The 16,952-nt window shown below is 74.1% G+C and carries 20 protein-coding genes; 12 read left to right on the top strand and 8 right to left on the bottom strand.

All coding sequences use genetic code 11. The features are described 5' to 3' along the window. Window positions 1–114: 114 nt before the first annotated feature. Both ACFU5J_RS14155 and ACFU5J_RS14150 read left to right on the top strand, forming a co-directional pair. Window positions 115–678, top strand: coding sequence for a GNAT family N-acetyltransferase (locus ACFU5J_RS14155; protein WP_430579130.1), 564 nt, complete (start codon window positions 115–117; stop codon window positions 676–678). A gap of 37 nt (window positions 679–715) precedes the next feature. Beyond that, the gene (locus ACFU5J_RS14150; protein WP_430579129.1) at window positions 716–1,567 is read left to right on the top strand and encodes a VOC family protein; all 852 of its coding nucleotides are present in this window, start codon (window positions 716–718) and stop codon (window positions 1,565–1,567) included. A 14-nt stretch (window positions 1,568–1,581) separates the two neighbouring features. Here ACFU5J_RS14150 and ACFU5J_RS14145 read toward each other — a convergent pair whose 3' ends face one another. Next, window positions 1,582–2,373 carry a class I SAM-dependent methyltransferase gene (locus ACFU5J_RS14145; RefSeq protein ID WP_430579128.1) on the bottom strand — a complete coding sequence of 264 codons (792 nt, stop codon included), beginning with the start codon at window positions 2,371–2,373 and terminating at the stop codon, window positions 1,582–1,584. Between the two features lie 48 nt (window positions 2,374–2,421). Between ACFU5J_RS14145 and ACFU5J_RS14140 the strand changes: the two genes are divergently transcribed. The 5 genes from ACFU5J_RS14140 (at window position 2,422) to ACFU5J_RS14120 (ending at window position 5,908) form a co-directional block, all read left to right on the top strand. After that, window positions 2,422–2,799, top strand: a complete 378-nt coding sequence (locus ACFU5J_RS14140) for a hypothetical protein (protein WP_430579127.1) — start codon at window positions 2,422–2,424, stop codon at window positions 2,797–2,799. Between the two features lie 68 nt (window positions 2,800–2,867). Then, window positions 2,868–3,389 carry a toxin-antitoxin system HicB family antitoxin gene (locus ACFU5J_RS14135; protein WP_430573860.1) on the top strand — a complete coding sequence of 174 codons (522 nt, stop codon included), beginning with the start codon at window positions 2,868–2,870 and terminating at the stop codon, window positions 3,387–3,389. A 76-nt stretch (window positions 3,390–3,465) separates the two neighbouring features. Next, complete coding sequence (locus ACFU5J_RS14130) at window positions 3,466–4,305, top strand: DUF4097 domain-containing protein (protein ID WP_430573861.1); 840 nt, start codon at window positions 3,466–3,468, stop codon at window positions 4,303–4,305. A gap of 26 nt (window positions 4,306–4,331) precedes the next feature. After that, window positions 4,332–5,144: an ABC transporter ATP-binding protein gene (locus ACFU5J_RS14125; protein ID WP_430573862.1), complete on the top strand. Its 813-nt coding sequence runs from the start codon at window positions 4,332–4,334 to the stop codon at window positions 5,142–5,144. Then, window positions 5,144–5,908 (top strand): ABC transporter permease, encoded by a 765-nt coding sequence (locus ACFU5J_RS14120; RefSeq protein ID WP_430573863.1) that lies wholly within the window; start codon window positions 5,144–5,146, stop codon window positions 5,906–5,908. Before ACFU5J_RS14125 ends, ACFU5J_RS14120 begins: the two co-directional genes overlap by 1 nt. A 77-nt stretch (window positions 5,909–5,985) precedes the next feature. Here ACFU5J_RS14120 and ACFU5J_RS14115 read toward each other — a convergent pair whose 3' ends face one another. Continuing rightward, window positions 5,986–7,233: an NAD(P)/FAD-dependent oxidoreductase gene (locus ACFU5J_RS14115; protein WP_430579126.1), complete on the bottom strand. Its 1,248-nt coding sequence runs from the start codon at window positions 7,231–7,233 to the stop codon at window positions 5,986–5,988. Between the two features lie 105 nt (window positions 7,234–7,338). On the opposite strand from ACFU5J_RS14115, the gene ACFU5J_RS14110 reads away from it, so the two are divergent. Further along, a complete protein-coding gene (locus ACFU5J_RS14110; RefSeq protein WP_430579125.1) occupies window positions 7,339–7,887 on the top strand; it encodes a hypothetical protein in 549 nt (182 codons plus the stop codon). Window positions 7,888–7,962: 75 nt separating this feature from the next. Here ACFU5J_RS14110 and ACFU5J_RS14105 read toward each other — a convergent pair whose 3' ends face one another. The 5 genes from ACFU5J_RS14105 to ACFU5J_RS14085 all read right to left on the bottom strand — a co-directional run bounded on the left by ACFU5J_RS14105 (window position 7,963) and on the right by ACFU5J_RS14085 (window position 11,709). Continuing rightward, a complete protein-coding gene (locus ACFU5J_RS14105) occupies window positions 7,963–8,376 on the bottom strand; it encodes an Hsp20/alpha crystallin family protein (protein ID WP_430579124.1) in 414 nt (137 codons plus the stop codon). Window positions 8,377–8,532: 156 nt separating this feature from the next. Beyond that, a complete protein-coding gene (locus tag ACFU5J_RS14100; protein WP_430579123.1) occupies window positions 8,533–9,207 on the bottom strand; it encodes a hypothetical protein in 675 nt (224 codons plus the stop codon). Window positions 9,208–9,535: 328 nt separating this feature from the next. Next, entirely contained in the window at window positions 9,536–10,126 is a 591-nt protein-coding gene (locus ACFU5J_RS14095; protein ID WP_430579122.1) for a DUF6318 family protein, read from the bottom strand. Window positions 10,127–10,241: 115 nt separating this feature from the next. Further along, window positions 10,242–11,405, bottom strand: a complete 1,164-nt coding sequence (locus ACFU5J_RS14090; RefSeq protein WP_430579121.1) for an FAD-dependent oxidoreductase — start codon at window positions 11,403–11,405, stop codon at window positions 10,242–10,244. Between the two features lies 1 nt (window position 11,406). Further along, window positions 11,407–11,709 carry a putative quinol monooxygenase gene (locus ACFU5J_RS14085; RefSeq protein WP_430579120.1) on the bottom strand — a complete coding sequence of 101 codons (303 nt, stop codon included), beginning with the start codon at window positions 11,707–11,709 and terminating at the stop codon, window positions 11,407–11,409. 102 nt (window positions 11,710–11,811) lie between these two features. Here ACFU5J_RS14085 and ACFU5J_RS14080 point away from each other — a divergent pair, with 102 nt between their 5' ends. Beyond that, entirely contained in the window at window positions 11,812–12,945 is a 1,134-nt protein-coding gene (locus ACFU5J_RS14080) for an FAD-dependent oxidoreductase (RefSeq protein ID WP_430579119.1), read from the top strand. Here ACFU5J_RS14080 and ACFU5J_RS14075 read toward each other — a convergent pair. Then, window positions 12,897–13,802: an HNH endonuclease gene (locus tag ACFU5J_RS14075; protein WP_430579172.1), complete on the bottom strand. Its 906-nt coding sequence runs from the start codon at window positions 13,800–13,802 to the stop codon at window positions 12,897–12,899. The two genes, ACFU5J_RS14080 and ACFU5J_RS14075, sit on opposite strands and share 49 nt — an antisense overlap. 220 nt (window positions 13,803–14,022) lie before the next feature. Here ACFU5J_RS14075 and ACFU5J_RS14070 point away from each other — a divergent pair, with 220 nt between their 5' ends. The 3 genes from ACFU5J_RS14070 to ACFU5J_RS14060 all read left to right on the top strand — a co-directional run bounded on the left by ACFU5J_RS14070 (window position 14,023) and on the right by ACFU5J_RS14060 (window position 16,945). Beyond that, a complete protein-coding gene (locus tag ACFU5J_RS14070) occupies window positions 14,023–14,928 on the top strand; it encodes an oxygenase MpaB family protein (RefSeq protein WP_430579118.1) in 906 nt (301 codons plus the stop codon). Between the two features lie 128 nt (window positions 14,929–15,056). Next, a complete protein-coding gene (locus ACFU5J_RS14065) occupies window positions 15,057–16,049 on the top strand; it encodes a carbohydrate ABC transporter permease (RefSeq protein ID WP_430573873.1) in 993 nt (330 codons plus the stop codon). Then, entirely contained in the window at window positions 16,046–16,945 is a 900-nt protein-coding gene (locus tag ACFU5J_RS14060; protein WP_430579117.1) for a carbohydrate ABC transporter permease, read from the top strand. Before ACFU5J_RS14065 ends, ACFU5J_RS14060 begins: the two co-directional genes overlap by 4 nt. Window positions 16,946–16,952 lie beyond the last annotated feature (7 nt).

Below are 16,952 nucleotides of genomic sequence, written 5' to 3'. Positions count from 1 at the left end.
GAGCGGGGCGGCCCGGGGGAAGGGCGCCACGGCGACCTGTGGATGAACGCCAGGTTCGCGGGAGACGGGCCGGGTCCGGACGGGCCCGGTGCCGCCGCGTCTAGGGTCGGTCGCATGGGAGTCCTCTCCGCCCGCGGGCCCGCGATCGTGCTCGAGACCGACCGCCTGCGGCTGCGCCCCTGGCGGGTCGAGGACGCGCCGGTCCAGCGGGAGCTGTGGGCGGAGCGCGACCCTCGCGTCCCCGAGCACCGTCGGATCGACGCCGCCGGACGGCCCACCCTCGAGGACGTCGAGGCCTGGGTCCGCGACGGCGCCCGGCCGCCGGCGCGCGGGCTGCTGGCCGTGGAGGTCGCGGCCACCGGCGAGGTCGTCGGGTACTGCGGCCTGATCGACGGCGCCGCCGGCACCGGGGACGAGCCGGAGCTGGCGTTCGAGCTGCTGCGCCGGACGTGGGGCCGCGGGTACGCGACCGAGGCGGCCCGTGCCGTCCTCGGCTGGGCGCGGGAGTCGGGCTGCGCCCGGGTGTGGGCCACCGTGCGCGACTGGAACACCGCCTCGCGCCGGGTGCTGGCCAAGGTGGGCTTCGTGGCGAGCGGCCGCGTGGAGGCGGACGCCGTGCACGGCGACTCGCTGCACCTCGTGACCGACCTGACGGCGGGACCGGCCGGGACGGTCTGACGCTGCCGGTGTCGGGGGCGGGGAGCAGGGTGGGGGCATGACGCACACCTACCCGCACGGTGTCCCGAGCTGGATCGACCTGGAGGTGGCCGACGTCGACGCCGCGCTCGCGTTCTACGGCGCGCTGTTCGGCTGGTCGTTCACCGAGAAGCTGCCGCCCGGCGCGCCGGGCCGCTACGTCGTCGCGTCGCTCGACGGCACGGACGCCACCGCCGTCGCGGCGTTCGCGACGCCGGACCCGGGGGCGCCCGCCGAGGGCGCCGTGGCGTGGAACACCTATCTCGCGGTGGACGACGCGGCCGCCGCCGCGGCGCGGGTCGCGGAGCTCGGCGGGCAGGTCGTGACGCCGCCCGAGCCCGTGGGCCCGCCGGGGTCGGTGGCCGGCACGATGGTCCGCTTCCGCGACCCGCAGGGCGCGCCCGGACGGCTCTGGCAGGCGGGCACCCGGCCGGGGGCCCAGGTGGTCAACGCGCCGGGCACCTGGAACTTCAGCAACCTGCGCACGCCCGACGGCGGGGCGGCGCTCGCGTTCTACGGACCGCTGCTCGGCTGGGCGGTCGACCCGGAGCTCGCGATCGGCATGGCGCGCGTGCCCGGGTACGGCGACCACCTCGCCGCGACGTCCGACCCCGACATCCACGACCGGCAGGCGGGATTCGCCCCGCCGGGCTTCGCCGACGCCGTCGCCGGGATCGAGCCCACCGACGGGCCCGCGCACTGGTCGATCGTGTTCGCCGTCGCCGACCGGGACGCGGCCGCCGAGGCCGCGCGGCGCGCCGGGGGCACCGTGGTCTCCACGGACGACAACGCGTGGGTCCGCGCCGTCACCGTCCGCGACCCCTTCGGCGCCGAGCTGGTGCTCTCCCAGTTCGCACCCCAGGGCGCCTGACCAAGGGGGCGACCTCAGGGGCGGCGCGCCTGCACCCACATCACCGGCGTGTCCATGAACGTGGCGCGGTCCACCTCGCGCGCGTCGGCGAGTCCTGCGTCGGTCAGCAGCCGCTGGATGCCGCCGTCGGCGTTGTCCTCCCGGTGCTGGTTCACGCCGATCTCGTGGTGCCGGTGGCCGCCGTGCCCGCGGTCGCGCGCGTCGTCGTGGCCGGAGCCGTGCCCGTGCCCGCCGCCGTGCCCGCCGCCGTGCCCGCCGCTGTGGTCGTGTCCCGGGGCGTCGAGGTCGGCGATCGTGACGAGCCCGCCGGGGCGCAGCACGCGCCCGAGCTCGGCGGCGAACCGCCGCTTCTCGTCGAGCGGCACGTGGTGCAGGGCGAGCGAGGAGACGACGTGGTCGACGCTCGCGTCCGCGGCGGGCAGCCGGTCCGCGAAGCCGCGCACGAGCGTGAGGGAGCCGCGCCGCCCGACCCGTCGTCGCCGCGCCTTGCGGGCCGCGCGGCGCAGCGCCGCGCCGTCCGGGTCGACGCCGGTCACCGCCGCGTCCGGCACGTCCCGCAGCACCGTGAGCGTCAGGTTCCCGGTGCCGCAGCCGACGTCGAGCACGTGCTGCCCGGGGGCGATCCCGGTCAGCTCGACCGTGCGGCGGTGCAGGCGCCCGGCGCGGCGCCACCAGCTCTGCACGTCGTACCAGGGCATCTTCCACGCGCTGCTCATGCCGGGCAGGTACGCCCGGTCCGTCTCGTCCGGCCGCACGTCGTCGAACAGCCGCACGCCGGTGCGAGCGCCTCGTGCCGAGCTCTCCATCCCCGGCACGCTACCGTGCGCGCGCCGGGCGCCCGATACGGTCGGGGCATGTCCCGCACCCCGCACCTGCTCGCCGCCGGGCTGGCGGCGACCCTGACCGCCGCCGGTGCGTTGCACCTCGCCCGCCCCCGGGTCTTCGAGGGGCTGATCCCGACTGCCCTCGGCTCGCCGCGCGCCTGGGTGTACGGCAGCGGCGTGGCCGAGCTCGCGTGCGCCGCGGCGGTCGCGGTGCCCGCCACCCGGCGGGCGGGCGGGCTCGCGACGGCCGCCCTGTTCGTGGCGGTGTTCCCCGGGAACGTGAAGATGGCGCTCGACTCCCGTTCCGGCGCCCGTGCGTGGGCGCGCCGCCCCGCGGTCGCCTGGGGGCGCCTGCCGCTGCAGGTCCCGCTCGTCGCCTGGGCCTGGCAGGTCTCCCGAGGCGTGTGACACCACGTCGCGCAACTCGTGACACCAAACCTCTTGCGGTGACACCACGGTGGTGTCATAGTGGAGCCATGGACCTCACGAGATACGTCGACGAGCTGCAGCGGCAGCTCGGGACCGCAGCCGCCGCGGGCGGCGACGAGGCGAGGGAGCTCGCCGGTCGCCTGACCGCTCCGCTCGACGCCGCCGCTCGCCTGGTGCTCCTCGAGGCCCTCTCGAACGCGGCGGGCGAGATCTCCGCGGAGCTCGCCCCGGGGTCGGTCGACATCCGCCTCCGTGGCGGGTCGCCCGAGTTCGTCGTCACCGTCCCCCGGGTCTCGGCCGAGGCTTCGGCCCCGGAGCCCGGCGCGGACGCGGCGCCGGCCGCGCCCGCCCCGGAGCCGGAGGGCGGCGCCACCACCCGCACCACGCTCCGCCTGCCCGACCACCTCAAGTCCCAGGTCGAGGTCGCCGCCGCCCGCGACGGCATCTCCGTCAACACGTGGCTCGTCCGCGCGGTCGCCGTCGCGCTCGAGCAGTCCACCGGACGCCCGGCCGCGCAGGCCCGTCCGCAGCAGCGCGGCTCCGGCCGCGTCACCGGCTGGGTGCGCTGATCCCCTCGCGACACCACGCCGCTCCGCCGTCCCACCCTCCCTGACACCACGCCGACACCATCGTTGGAGCCCCGTCATGCCCACTTTCCCCGCCACCCAGCCCGTCCCCGTCGTCGTCGACGTGCCCTTCGCCAACGTGCACGTCGTCGCCGGGGAGCGTGACGACGTCGTCGTCACCGTGCTGCCCACCAACACCAAGTCCGGCAGCGTGCGCGCCGCAGAGGCCGTGCGGGTCGACCGGGACGGCGACGCCGTCTCGATCACCTACCCCGGCTCGTGGAAGCAGTACGTGCTCCCGTTCGCGTCCGGCACCGCCGACATCACCGTCGAGCTCCCCGAGGGCTCGTCGCTGAGCGGCAAGGCCGGGTCGCTGTACGCCGAGGGCGCGCTCGGCGCCGTCGACATGACCCTGTCGGCCGGCAACGCCCGCGTGGACGACGTCGAGCGGCTCGACCTCAAGGTCTCCGCCGGTACGGCGACCGCCGGCCGCGTCACCGGGAGCCTGGACGTCAAGGTCTCCGCCGGGTCCGTCTTCCTCGACGAGGTCTCCGGGGACGGCGCGATCCGGGCGAGCAACGGCACCACCACGGTCGGCTCCGTCACCGGCACCCTCGAGGTGCACGGGGCGCACGGCGACATCGCGGTGAGCCGCGTCCGCGGCACCCTGACCGCCAAGTCCGCCCACGCCAGCATCCGGGTCAACGACCTCGAGTCCGGCGCCGTCACCCTCACGTCCTCCTTCGGGTCGATCGAGGTGGGGGTGCCCGAGGGCACCGCCGCGTACCTCGACGTCTCCTCCGAGAACGGCTCCGTCCGCAACCTGCTGACCCCCACCGAGGGGCCGGTCGAGGACGAGAACACCGCAGAGATCCACGCCAGCACCGGCTTCGGCGACGTCGTCGTCCGCCGGCCGTGAACGACACAGGAAACGGAGCACCGGACATGACCACGGAACAGACCACCGGCCAGACCCCCGCCGCCATCCGGGTGCGGGGCATCGAGAAGTCCTTCGGCGAGCTGCACGTGCTGCGCGGCGTCGAGCTCGACGTCGCGTCGGGCAGCATCTTCGCGCTGCTGGGCTCGAACGGCGCCGGCAAGACCACGCTGGTGCGCATCCTGTCGACGCTGCTCAAGGCCGACGCGGGCACCGCCGTCGTGCACGGGTTCGACGTCGCGGACAAGCCCGGCGACGTGCGCGAGTCGATCAGCCTCACCGGCCAGTTCGCCGCCGTCGACGAGGTCCTCACCGGACGCGAGAACCTCGTGCTCGTCGCCCGGCTGCGGCACCTGCCGAACCCCGGCGAGATCGCCGACGACCTGCTCGCGCGGTTCTCCCTCACGGAGGCCGGCGCGCGCCGGGCGGGGACGTACTCGGGCGGCATGCGTCGTCGCCTCGACATCGCGATGAGCCTCATCGGCCACCCGCCGATCGTCTTCCTCGACGAGCCCACGACCGGGCTGGACCCGCAGGCCCGCATCGACGTGTGGCAGACCGTGAAGGCGCTCGCGCAGGGCGGCACCACGGTGCTGCTCACCACGCAGTACCTCGACGAGGCCGAGCAGCTCGCGGACCGGATCGCGATCCTGCACGAGGGCACGATCATCCAGAACGGCACGCTCGCCGAGCTCAAGCAGCTCCTCCCCGCCGCCGAGGTCGAGTACGTCGAGAAGCAGCCGTCCCTCGAGGACGTCTTCCTCGCGCTCGTCGGCACCACCGCCACCACCGACCAGAGCAGCACCGGAAAGGAATCCTGATGACCGCCCACGTCCTCGGCGACACCCGCGTCCTCACGGGCCGCTCGCTGCGCCACATCCTCCGCAGCCCCGACACGATCATCACCACCGCGGTGACGCCGATCGCGCTGATGCTGCTGTTCGTCTACGTCTTCGGCGGCGCCATCAACACCGGCTCCGACGAGTCGTACATCAACTACATGCTGCCCGGCATCCTGCTCATCACGATCGCGTCGGGCGTCGCCTACACGTCCTACCGGCTGTTCCTCGACATGCAGGGCGGCATCGTGGACCGCTTCCAGTCCATGCCGATCGCGCGGTCGAGCGTGCTGTGGGCGCACGTGCTCACGTCGGTCGTGGCGAACGTGGTCTCCGTCGCGATCGTCGTCGCGGTCGCCCTGATCATGGGCTTCCGCACCGGGGCGTCGGTGGGGGCCTGGCTCGCCGTGGCCGGGATCCTCGTCCTGTTCACCCTCGCGCTGACCTGGCTGGCCGTCATCGCCGGCATCTCGGCCAAGACCGTGGACGGCGCGAGCGCCTTCAGCTACCCGCTGATCTTCCTGCCGTTCATCAGCTCGGCCTTCGTGCCCACCGAGACGATGCCGGCCCCGGTCGCCTGGTTCGCCGAGCACCAGCCGGTGACGTCGATCGTCGACACGATCCGGGCGCTGTTCGCCGAGCAGCCCGTCGGCACGGACATCTGGGTCGCGCTGGGCTGGCTCGTCGGGATCCTGCTGATCGCGTACGGCGTCGCCGTCTCGGTCTACCGGCGCCGGATCGGCTGACGCCTCGCGCACGGCAAGGGCCGCACCGGGATCCTCCCGGTGCGGCCCTCCGGCGTCTCCGGTCCGGGCGCCTCGGTCTAGGCGACCGGGACGTCGGCCGGTCGCGCGGGCTCGGCGACGTCGGCCCGTGCCCCGGCGGCCGCGGCCCGGGCGGCGAGCACGTCCCGGCGTCGCGGGTCACCGACGAACGACGGGTAGCGCATGATGCCCGGTCGGCGCGCCTCCCAGGTGAGGCCCTGGACGGTGCTCCGGCATACGAGCTCCTTGAGCCACGCGCCCGCCCGCGCGCCGAGCCGGCCGCCGAGGAAGACGCGGACGGGGACGTCGTCGCGCCGGGCGAACTGGAACAGCCCCGCGCCCCGCCCCAGGCTGAGGCACTGGCCGACGAAGCCGACCGTGACCGGCGCCGGCTCCGTGCCGGCGAGGCGGGCGAGCAGCGTGTCCCCGGCGCCTCCGCCGAGCTGGCCGGCGGCCTGGCAGCTCATCCGGAACGGCAGGTCCGACGGTGCGGCGGCGTCGCCCGCGGCCACGATGCGCTCGTCGTCCAGGCTGGTCAGCGTCTCGTCCGTGCGCAGGCGGCCGGCGTCGTCCGTGGTCAGCCCGCTGCGGGCCGCGAGGCCCGCCGCCCGGAACCCGACGGTCCAGACGGTGACGTCGCTCGGCACGTCGCGGCCGTCGGCGAGCTGCACGGCGTCGCGCGTCACCGCCGTGACCGTGGCGCGCGGGCCCTGGAGGATCGTGACGCCGAGCCGCACGAGCTGCTCCTCGACCGCGCGCCGGCCCCGCGGGTGCAGGTACGGCCCGAGCAGGTCGCCGCAGACCAGCGTCACCGCGCGGCCCTGCTCGGCCAGCTCCGACGCGGTCTCGATGCCGGACGGGCCCGCGCCGACCACCGTCACCCGGGCCGCGGGACCGGCGGCCGCGAGGGCCGGGACCAGCCGGTCGGCCTCCTCCAGGCTCGCCAGCGCGAACGCGTGCTCCGCCGCGCCGGGCACGGACGGCGCCGCGCTGCCGCTGCCCGCCGCGTACACCAGCCAGTCGTAGGCGAGCGTGCCGCCGTCGGCCAGCACCAGGCGGCGTGCGGGGGCGTCGATCCGGTCGACGGTGGCGACCTCCAGCCGCACCCCCTCCGCCAGCACGCTCGTGTAGTCCGCGACCGCGGCGTGCGTGCCCGCCGCCCGCTGGTGCAGCCGGATCCGCTCCACGAACTGGGGGCGGTCGTTGACCAGCGTCACCGTCACGTCGTCGCGCTTCGTCAGGCGGTTGGCCGCCGTCACGCCGGCGTACCCGCCGCCCACCACCACGATCTGGGTCCTGTGCGACATCTCGTCTCCTCGGTCGGTTGCTCGATGATCGTTGCTCACGGTGACGACGAGACGAGGGGCGGAGGTGTGACAGGGCGGCAGGCGGCGGTGCCGTACTGTGCGCGCGTGCCTACCGCCGCCCACCTCGCCGCACTGCTCGAGCCACGGCTCGCCGAGACGCCGTACCGCGTCGTCGACGTCACCGACGACTCCCTCACCGTGCGGATCGACCTCGCCGACGCCCGCTGGTGGGGCGTGCTGTCCCGGCACGGGCTGCGGGAGACGTACGAGCTCGCGCTGCGCGCGGACGCCGCCGCCGGCACGTACACGATCACCGAGACCACCCGGGAGGTGCAGTGGTCCGGCGGCATGGACGGGCCGGTGCCCCACCTCGGCGCCGCCCTGCGGACCGAGGTGTTCACCGGCACCCGGTGGAGCTGGACGCGGCGCATCGTCGTGGGCTTCAGCGACCACGGCGGGGTCGAGGGGGTCGTGAACTACGCGTTCTCGCCGTCACCCGTGCGTGCCGTCCTCACGTCGACCGCGAAGGAGGCCGGCCTGCGGCCGCGGCGCTCCGGCAGCGACCGGTTCGCCCTCGTCGCCGCGATCGCCGGCGGCGGCTTCGCGCTGCTGATCGTCCTCGTCATGGTCGCCGACCTGGTGGGTGTGTTCTGAGCGCAGCTCCGCGGAACGACGACGGCGCCCGGTCGCGGGTGCGACCGGGCGCCGTCGGGGTGCGCCTGACGGGGATCAGGCGGTGGTGACCTCGACGCGCTGCGGCGTCGTGCCGGCGAAGACGCCGGCGACGGTGACCGTCAGGACGCCCGCGTCGTAGGACGCGCGGACGGCGTCGCCGTCCACGGCCTTCGGCAGGGTCACGACGCGTCGGAACGCGCCGAACCGGACCTCCGAGATGCGGCGGCCCTCGGACTCCACCGAGCGCTGGTCCTTGCGCTCGCCGCGCACGACGAGCTTGCGCCCCTCGACCTCGACGGTGACGTCCTCGGCCGGGTCGACGCCCGGCAGGTCGAGGCGGGCGACGAGGTCCTCCCCGTCGCGGTACACGTCGGCCGCGGGCACGGGGCCCTCGGTGGCGAGGCGCGGGGTCCACAGGTCGCGGAGCCACGCGTCGGCGAACGGGGTGCGGGTCAGGGTGGTGGTCATGCTGTCCTCCTCCAGGTGAGTTGCTGCTGACCGGTTCAACTTGAGCGCGCCCGACTCAATTTCCGGGTTCGCCGACGGCGGACGAGGCGTGCCGTCGCGTCGGCGGAACGTTCGCCGGGTACGACGCCGGCAGGGCGGTGGCGCTGCGGCGTCGGGTCAGCAGGTGGAGGTGTCGGCGAGGTCGTCGCACACCAGGCGGGTGCGGGCCTCGGTGACCGTGGTGGCCGGCGTGGTGCTGGTGGTGGTGATGGTGCCCGGGATGTCGGTCCAGGTGCTCGCGCCCTGCACGCGGAAGCGGCCCTGCCAGGTGGTGGTGAGCGAGACGCCGACACCCGTGCGGTAGGCGTTCCCGTGCTCGTCCTCCGCCGTCCCCGCGTCGGTGCCGGGCGTGCCGAGCCGGCTGTACGTGTGCCCGACCCACGACGCGTCCGGCAGCGGGTCGCCGGAGCGCCAGGCCCGGCCGGGGTCCGTCGTGACGAGGGTGCCGCCGCCCGCCGAGAACGGGTCGTCGAAGTCCCACGCGAACTCCGTCGGCTCCGCCCGGATGACCACCGGCACCGTCAGCAGCTCGACCTCGCGGTCCTGCGGCGCCGCGCTCGTGTACGCGGGGTAGTGCACGTTCACCACCATCGGCGGGTTGCCCTGCAGCGTCGCCTCCGGCGTGGGGATCTTCATCGACCGGAACTCGCGACGCGCCTCCGCGGCGATGTCCGCCGGCGTGACGCACTGGCCGTCCGCGACCTGCTCCGGCGCGTCGTACTCACCGCCGGCCCGGGCCCGCTGCACCCACAACGCCGCCAGCCACAGGTCGTCGCAGTCCGGATCGGTCATGAAGCCGACCTCGCCGTTGTCGCACGCGCCCGGTGCTCTCGCGATGTCGGACAGATAGTTGGTGTCGTTCAGCTGGAGGCACGTCACCTCGTCCGCGCGGACGTACTTGTCCTTGGATTCGTCTTCACGTCCCGCGCCATTTTTTCCCGAGGTGTTGCTATGCGCGTTCCCCTCGCGACCGACGCCCATTGTGTCGGTCGCCTGGTCAGCCCGGCCCCAAGTTGAGTCGCCTGCGCCTTTAGCCCGTGCGAGATCTACCGGTGCAAACGATGGCGCGAGCGAAATCCACAGAAGGCTGGCGAGGGCGAAGGCGATGCCGCGCAAGACCTCACGCGTCCTTGGAGTTTCCGACGCCGACCATCACCCATCGGTCGTCCATTCGGGTCACTTCGAGGGAGAGGTCAATCTTGATTGCGTCTTCGTCGTATAGAACCTTGTCGTTGGAATCTGTGAGTGTGACTGCGCCTTGCGCGACTTCAACGTCGATCGGCCATATCCCGGTCGAGCTGTCTTGTTCGTAAGTGTGCGTGACCCTCGCACTCGTGGGTTTGCTATTCCAGCGGTACCCCTTTGAAGCGATCTCTTCTGCCTGCTTGAGGCGGTTCGCGCAGTACTCGCAGCTCTTCTGCGACATCGCTTCCCACTCGGCGGTGTCGCCCGTCTTCATGATGTAGTCGTCGAGCTCGAGGAAGTAGACGGCGGCGGCTTCGGCGCCGGCGGGGCCGTCGTTGTCCATTGCCTGGGGACGCTCGGGTGCGACGACCACCGAGGACACGCTGGGTGACGGCTCGGGGCCGGCGCTGGTCGCGGTGGGCTCGGGAGAGGGCTTGGCGGGCTCGTCGCCGTCGCAGCCGGCGACGAGGAGCGCGGCGGCCGCGGCGATGGAGGTGGCGGCGAGGATGGCCCGGGTACGGGTCATGGCGGGCTCTCCCTGTCGGCGGTGACGTCGCGGTCACTGTAGGGCAAAGCGCCAGATGGTTGCCCCGGTGTCTGTGGACAACCGTGTCGTCGCAGGTCGCGCCGGCCCGGCGAGGCTACGGCTCGGGCGGGTGCCAGCTCAGGACGGGCTGCAGGGCACGAGCACCGAGCGTCGCCGTCCAGCGGCCGAGGGCGCGCATCCCCGCGTCGCGGGCGGCGACGGCCGCGGTCGACGTCCACAGGGTGGGCCCCGCGACGCGCGCCGACATCCGCATCACCTGCCGGACCCGGGGCCGCCGCTCGGCCGACCAGTGCTGCAGCGCCGCGGCGACGTCGTCCTCCGGCCCGACGCGCACACCGAGCACGACGGCGTCCTCGAGGGCCTGGCACCCGCCCTGCCCGATGTTCGGCAGCATGGCGTGCGCGGCGTCGCCGACGAGCGCCACCCGGCCCGCCGCCAGCGAGGCCGGGGCGTCGGGGAGGCGGCGCAGCTCGTGCCGCAGCACGGCGCCGTCGTCGATGGACGCAAGGAGCGCGGGGATCGGGTCGTGCCAGTCGGCGAGGCGTGCCCGCAGCTCGCCGAGGTCGGCGGGGATGCCGGCGGCCTCCGCCACGGACACATAGGAGTAGACGCGGCCGTCGGCGAGCGGCGCGACGCCCACGACGATCCCGCGGCCCCACGTCTCCGAGCCCACGAGGCCAGGCACGGGCGGCGCGACGAACCGCCACGCCGTCGACCCGCCGGGCACGGGCGCGGGCGCGCTCGCCCACCAGCGCGTCCGCGTCGCGGAGCCGATGCCGTCCGCCGCGACGACGAGGTCGGCGTCGAGGTCAGCCGGTCCCGAGGGGCCGGACAGGGCGACCCGCGCAGGCCGCGCCGTCGTGCCCGGGTCGGTCACGACGGCGCTCGTCCCGAGCCGCAGCGACCCGACCGGGAGGGCGTCCGCGAGCAGCCCCACGAGCTGCGCGCGGTGCAGCAGCAGGGTGCGGTCGCCGAACAGCGACGCCGAGTCCTCGGCCCGGCTGCGCAGCAGCCACCGCCCGTCCGGGCGGCGCAGGCCCACCTCGCCCTGCAGGGCGGCCAGGTCGCGGGTCGCGTGCCCGACGCCGAGGGCGTCCAGCGCCCGCACGGCGTTGGGCGCGACGGCGATGCCGGCGCCCACGGGGTCGAGCGACGTCGCGCGCTCCACGACAGTCACGTCCCACCCGCGACGCGCCAGGGCGACGCCCGACGCGAGCCCCCCGATCCCGCCACCGACGACGACGGCCGTGCGCCCCATGTCAGGCCCGCAGCGGCGAGCCGACGACGGTGAAGTCGAAGCCGCCGAACTCGCCGGACAGCAGCGGCCGCGCCGCCGCGATGGACGCCTGCACCTGCGGGAGCTGCAGCGACGCGCGGTGCGCCTCGGCCGACGTCCACAGCTCGGCCACGAACACGGTGTCCGGCTGGTCGTCGCGCACCCCGACCTCGTAGAGCAGGCAGCCCGCGTCCGCGAGCTCCGCGCTGCGCTGCGTGAGGTGCGCGACCAGCTCGTCGCGCCTCCCGGGGGCCGTGCCGAGCGTGCCGACGTTCGCGTAGGTCATGGGTCGCGACGCTAGTCCTCTGCGGGGACACCGACCCGGCGGGTGCCCGACGCCACATGCCCGCCCCGGAAGCCCGCCGCCCCCCGCGGCGTTGCGCCAGGCATGACGACGACCGAGGCAGTGCCGCAGGCCGCCGACGTCGTCGTGGTCGGCGCGGGCCAGGCGGGCCTGTCCGCCGCGTACCACCTGCGGCGGCGCGGGTTCGTGCCCGCCGACGGTGCGACGGCCGGGGCGCGCACGTTCCTGGTGCTCGACGCCGAGGACGGGCCCGGCGGGGCGTGGCGGCACCGGTGGCGGTCGCTGCGGATGAGCACGGTGAACGGCATCCACGACCTGCCCGGCATCGAGCAGCCCGACGTCGAGCCGGAGGCGGCGAGCGTGGACGTGCTGCCCGCCTACTTCGGCGACTACGAGCGCGAGCTTGCCCTGCCCGTCGTGCGGCCGGTGCGCGTGCGCCGCGTCGAGGAGGCGGGCGCCGGGGAGCTGCTCGTCCGCTGGGAGGGCGCCGGCCGGACCGGCACCGTCGTCGCGCGGGCGCTCGTGAACGCGACGGGCACGTGGTCCAAGCCGTTCTGGCCCGCCTACCCGGGGCAGGAGACGTTCCGCGGCCGCCAGCTGCACACCGCCGACTACGTCCGCGCGGAGGACTTCGCCGGGCAGCGCGTCGCCGTCGTCGGCGGGGGAATCTCCGCCGTCCAGCTGCTGGAGGAGGTCTCGCACGTCGCGCAGACCTTCTGGTTCACGCGGCGCGAGCCGGTGTGGCGCGACTCCTTCGACTCCGGCGACGGCGCGCGCGCCGTGGCGATGGTCGCCGACCGCGTGCGCGAGGGGCTGCCGCCCCTGAGCGTCGTCTCGGTCACCGGCCTCATCAAGTCGCCGGTGCTCCTCGCCGCCGAGGCGCGCGGGGTGCTCCGGCGCCGCCCCATGTTCACGCGCGTCGCGCCCGACGGGGTCGTCCTGCCCGACGGCGACCTGCTCCCCGTCGACGTCATCTTCTGGAACACCGGCTTCCGCGCCGCCCTCGACCACCTGCGCCCGCTGCACCTGCGCACCGCCGGCGGCGGCATCCGCATGGACGGCACGCAGGTGGACGGCGAGCCGCGCGTGCACCTCATCGGCTACGGGCCGTCCGCGTCCACCGTCGGCGCCAACCGCGCCGGGCGCGACGCGGTCGTCCGGATCGTGCGTTACCTCGACACCCTCGTCGACTCCCCGGCGGCGCAGAAGAGCTCGTAGCGCCACGCGAGGTGGTCGCGGTCGGGGCGGTCGGGGCGGCGGCGCGGCAATGACAGTTGGCGCCCGTGCATCTCCTGTAGCCCGTGCTTCAGCATGGGACCGTCGGTCTCCTCGAGCAGTTGAAAAGCGATGCGCACCTCGTGGTCCGGCGTTACGCCGAGCATGTTCTGGTCGTATGCGGCGTGGTGGATCTTGCAGAGGGCGAGGCCGTTGGTCACTGTCGGTGCGCCGAGCTCATGCCCGTCCGGGACGATGTGGGCCGCGTCGAGCAGGGCGCCGTGCTTGAGCTCGCAGATCGTGCACCGGGTGTCGTACGCGACGAGCACACGAGTGCGGAACGCCGGCTGGTGGAGGCGTTGCTTCGCAAGGCGGAGGGCGTACTCGCGCTGCGGCTGAGTGAGGTGGCGCGGGTCCCGTAGGAAAGTGAACGACTCGTCGAGCGCGATGAGGAACTGCCGGTTCTGTGGCTCGTCGTCCACCACGTACACCGGGAAGACCGGCGTGTAGATGTTCGGCATCTCCTTGCGGAAGAGGATCAACGGCATACGGGTCTCCATCGCGCGGCGCAGCTTGGAGTTGTCGCCGGACCACGGGTCGCCCTTGCGGTAGGCATAGTGCAGCAGGCCGTCGTCGGACTCGGTGTCGTCGTAGGGCCCGTCCGCGGCGCTGACGATCGACAGCGTCGAACTGAACGACGCCGGGTTGCGGATGCCGCGCGAATAGTCGATGACGGCCAATCTCTCGCCGTCGACCCGGAAGTCGCGCAGGAGCTCCTCGCGTCGCAGAAAGCCCCCGTTGGCCTCGGCGCGCTCGCCCACCCACTTCATGATCTGCTTCCGCAGTTGCGCCTCGACCATCGACTCCACGCGTGGAGCTCACCATCGTGACGACGCCGTGGCAAGAGTTCGCTTCGCCAACTCTCCAGGTGGGTGCGTGTTTCACCCCGTTCGCCCGCACCGGAATGCTGGTGCTGCTGTTCACGGACGGAGGTGGCCGAACGGCTTGCCGCGACAACAGTCCGACGGACGATGATGCCGGATCAAGCGGTGCCTCCCGGAGCAGCGCGATACTGGCGGGATGACCACGGTGACGAACCCGGTGGAGCGGCTGCGGCTGCGGCTGGGGGACGTGCTGTTCCAGAAGGTCGCGGGCGACGACGCGTACGCGTCGCGCGACCGGATCCACCTGACGCCGGGGCCGCGGTGGTTCCCGCCGGACAGTCCGATCGGGCGGGTGCACGCCGACGCGTCGATGTTCGTGGGCGGGCTGCGGGCGCTGCTGCTGCAGTCGCTGCACCCGCTGGCGATGGCGGGCGTGGCGGGGCACTCGGGCTACCGCGGGGACCCGTGGGGGCGGTTGGAGCGGACGGCGACGTTCCTCGCGACGACGACGTTCGGTACCGCCGACGACGCGCAGGCGATGGTGGACCGGGTGCGGTCGGTGCACGACCGGGTGCGGGGGAAGGCGCCGGACGGCCGCCCGTACCGCGCGGGCGACCCGCACCTGCTGACCTGGGTGCACGCGGCGGAGGCGGACTCGTTCCTCACCGCGCACCAGCGGTTCGGGGAGCGGCCGCTCACCGACGACGAGGCGGACGAGTACGTGGCGCAGGCGGCGCGGGTCGCGCGGGCGCTGGGCGCCGTCGTCGTGCCGGAGACGGTGGCCGACCTGCGCGCGACGATCGAGGCGTACCGGCCGGAGCTGGAGGCGTCGCCGGCCGCTCTGGACACGGTGCGGTTCCTGCTGGACGAGCCTCCGCTGCCCCTCGCGGCCCGGCCGCCGTACGCGCTGCTGGCGGCGGGCGCGGTCGCGACCCTGCCGGGCTGGGCGCGCGACGAGCTGAGCGTCGGCTCCTGGTTCCGCCGCACCCTCGGCGGGCCGGCGGGCTCCGTCGCCACCCGCGCGGTGCGGTGGGGGATGGGCACGTCCGAGCGCACCCGGGCCTACCCTCGCGCGGGGGTCCCGACGACGACGCCCGGCTGACGTCCGTGTGACCGTCACGAGGCGCCGGTGACCTGCGGGGACCGCCGCGATGAACCTTGCCCGAACGCTTCACGGGCACCCCCGACCACCCGGACATTTCGGACGGAGCGGTTCCTAGAGTCGCGGCTGTGACCACCGTCGTGACCCCACGGCCGTCCGGCCTCCCGGACGCCCCGTCGGCCCGGGCGGGCACCCCACCCGCCGGTCGACCGCCCGTCCCCCGCACCCGCAGCCGCCTCGGTGCCCGCCGCCGCCGGACCGCCCTGCTGTGGGCGCTGCTGCTGGCGGGCCCCAACGTCCTCCTCATCCTCGTCTTCGTCTACCGCCCGTTGCTGCAGAGCCTCTACCTCTCGACGCTGCAGTGGAACCTCGGGTCCCCGTCGGCCCGCTTCGTCGGGCTCGGCAACTACGTCGAGTGGTTCTCGGCGCCGACCACGGGCCGCGTCGTCGGCACGACGCTCGTCTTCACGGTCGCGACCGTCGGCGGCGCGATGGTGCTGGGCCTGGGCCTCGCCCTCCTGCTGAACCGGCGGCTCCGGTTCCGGGGCGTCGCCCGCACCGTCGCGTTCGCGCCGTACGTGCTGAGCGGCTTCGCCGTCGGCATCCTGTGGCTGTTCATGTTCGACCCGCGGTACGGGCTGGTCCAGGAGCTGCTGGGCCGGGTCGGACTCGACTCGCCCGACTGGTACACCGCGCGCCCGTGGCCGCTGGTCATGGTGATCGTCGTGTACCTGTGGAAGAACCTCGGGTACGTCGCCCTCATCTACCTGGCCGGGCTGCAGGCGGTCCCGCAGGACCTGCGCGACGCCGCCGCGCTCGACGGCGCGTCCTCGGCCCGCACGCTGCGCTCGATCGTGCTGCCGCTGCTCACCCCCACGACGTTCTTCCTGCTCGTGACGATGATGCTCAGCTCGCTGCAGTCGTTCGACATCATCAAGGCGATGACCCAGGGCGGCCCCCTGGGCTCCACGACGACGCTCATGTACTCGATCTACGAGGAGAGCTTCGTGAACGGCCGCGCCGGGTACGCGTCCGCGGTCGCCACCGTCCTGTTCCTCGTGCTGCTGGCCGTCACCGCGGTGCAGATGCGGTACGTCCAGCGGAAGGTGCACTACGCATGAGCGCCGCCACGGCCACCCCGGCGCGCCCCGCGCCCGCCGCCCCCGCGCCGGACGCGCCCGCCCGGACCGGCGCACGACGACGGCCGCCTCGGGTCGGCGGCTACCTCACCATGCTCTTCGCGACCGTGGTGCTCGGGCTGCCCCTGGTGTGGCTGCTCCTCGCCAGCCTCAAGACGCCCGAGGAGCTCTACCAGGTGCCGCTGCAGTGGCTGCCCGGGTCGCCCGGGCTCGACAACTACGCGCAGGCCGCGGGCGCGATCCCGCTGGGCCGGCTGCTCGGGAACAGCATCGGCCTGACCGTCGTCGGCGCCGGCCTCAAGGTCGCGCTCGGGCTGGCCTGCGCGTACGCGCTGGTCTTCCTCGACTTCCCGTTCAAGCGGCTGGTGTTCGGGCTGGTCATCGCGACGCTCATGATCCCGCCGCAGATCACGATCATCCCCAACTACACGCTGGTGGCGAGCCTCGGCTGGCTCAACACCTACCAGGGGATCCTCGTGCCCGGCCTGGCCAGCGCGTTCGGCACCTTCCTGTTCCGCCAGCACTTCCTCACGCTGCCGGCGTCCATCCTCGAGGCGGCCGAGCTCGACGGCGCCGGGCACTGGCGCAAGCTGTGGAGGTTCGTCGTGCCGATGAGCACCCCCACGCTCGCGGCGGTCGCCCTGGTCTCCGTCGTGTCCGAGTGGAACGACTACCTGTGGCCGTTCCTCGTCGTCGACCACGCCGACAAGATGACGCTCCCCGTGGGCCTCACGCTGCTGCAGAACACCGACGGCATGTCGAACTGGGGCGTGCTGTTGGCCGCGACGGTCGTCGTGACGCTGCCGATCCTCCTCGTCTTCCTCGTCCTCCAGCGACGCCTCGTCGCCGGCCTCACCGCGGGCGCCGTCACCGGCTGACCCGCCC

It is taken from the genome of Isoptericola sp. NPDC057559 (assembly GCF_042801555.1).
In the GTDB taxonomy this organism is placed as follows: Bacteria; Actinomycetota; Actinomycetes; order Actinomycetales; family Cellulomonadaceae; genus Isoptericola.
Note: the sequence above shows the minus strand (reverse complement) of the source record. Positions and strands in the feature narration are given on the sequence as shown.

Bases quoted from the DNA above. Each gene is read 5' to 3' on its own strand.
- ACFU5J_RS14075 (WP_430579172.1), bottom strand. From the start codon at position 13,802: ATGGTCGAGGCGCAACTGCGGAAGCAGATCATGAAGTGGGTGGGCGAG.
- ACFU5J_RS14100 (WP_430579123.1), bottom strand. From the start codon at position 9,207: ATGACCGATCCGGACTGCGACGACCTGTGGCTGGCGGCGTTGTGGGTG.
- ACFU5J_RS14085 (WP_430579120.1), bottom strand. From the start codon at position 11,709: ATGACCTACGCGAACGTCGGCACGCTCGGCACGGCCCCCGGGAGGCGC.
- ACFU5J_RS14130 (WP_430573861.1), top strand. From the start codon at position 3,466: ATGCCCACTTTCCCCGCCACCCAGCCCGTCCCCGTCGTCGTCGACGTG.
- ACFU5J_RS14070 (WP_430579118.1), top strand. From the start codon at position 14,023: ATGACCACGGTGACGAACCCGGTGGAGCGGCTGCGGCTGCGGCTGGGG.
- ACFU5J_RS14155 (WP_430579130.1), top strand. From the start codon at position 115: ATGGGAGTCCTCTCCGCCCGCGGGCCCGCGATCGTGCTCGAGACCGAC.
- ACFU5J_RS14080 (WP_430579119.1), top strand. From the start codon at position 11,812: ATGACGACGACCGAGGCAGTGCCGCAGGCCGCCGACGTCGTCGTGGTC.
- ACFU5J_RS14145 (WP_430579128.1), bottom strand. From the start codon at position 2,373: ATGGAGAGCTCGGCACGAGGCGCTCGCACCGGCGTGCGGCTGTTCGAC.
- ACFU5J_RS14060 (WP_430579117.1), top strand. From the start codon at position 16,046: ATGAGCGCCGCCACGGCCACCCCGGCGCGCCCCGCGCCCGCCGCCCCC.
- ACFU5J_RS14095 (WP_430579122.1), bottom strand. From the start codon at position 10,126: ATGACCCGTACCCGGGCCATCCTCGCCGCCACCTCCATCGCCGCGGCC.
- ACFU5J_RS14105 (WP_430579124.1), bottom strand. From the start codon at position 8,376: ATGACCACCACCCTGACCCGCACCCCGTTCGCCGACGCGTGGCTCCGC.
- ACFU5J_RS14150 (WP_430579129.1), top strand. From the start codon at position 716: ATGACGCACACCTACCCGCACGGTGTCCCGAGCTGGATCGACCTGGAG.
- ACFU5J_RS14140 (WP_430579127.1), top strand. From the start codon at position 2,422: ATGTCCCGCACCCCGCACCTGCTCGCCGCCGGGCTGGCGGCGACCCTG.
- ACFU5J_RS14090 (WP_430579121.1), bottom strand. From the start codon at position 11,405: ATGGGGCGCACGGCCGTCGTCGTCGGTGGCGGGATCGGGGGGCTCGCG.
- ACFU5J_RS14120 (WP_430573863.1), top strand. From the start codon at position 5,144: ATGACCGCCCACGTCCTCGGCGACACCCGCGTCCTCACGGGCCGCTCG.
- ACFU5J_RS14125 (WP_430573862.1), top strand. From the start codon at position 4,332: ATGACCACGGAACAGACCACCGGCCAGACCCCCGCCGCCATCCGGGTG.
- ACFU5J_RS14135 (WP_430573860.1), top strand. From the start codon at position 2,868: ATGGACCTCACGAGATACGTCGACGAGCTGCAGCGGCAGCTCGGGACC.
- ACFU5J_RS14115 (WP_430579126.1), bottom strand. From the start codon at position 7,233: ATGTCGCACAGGACCCAGATCGTGGTGGTGGGCGGCGGGTACGCCGGC.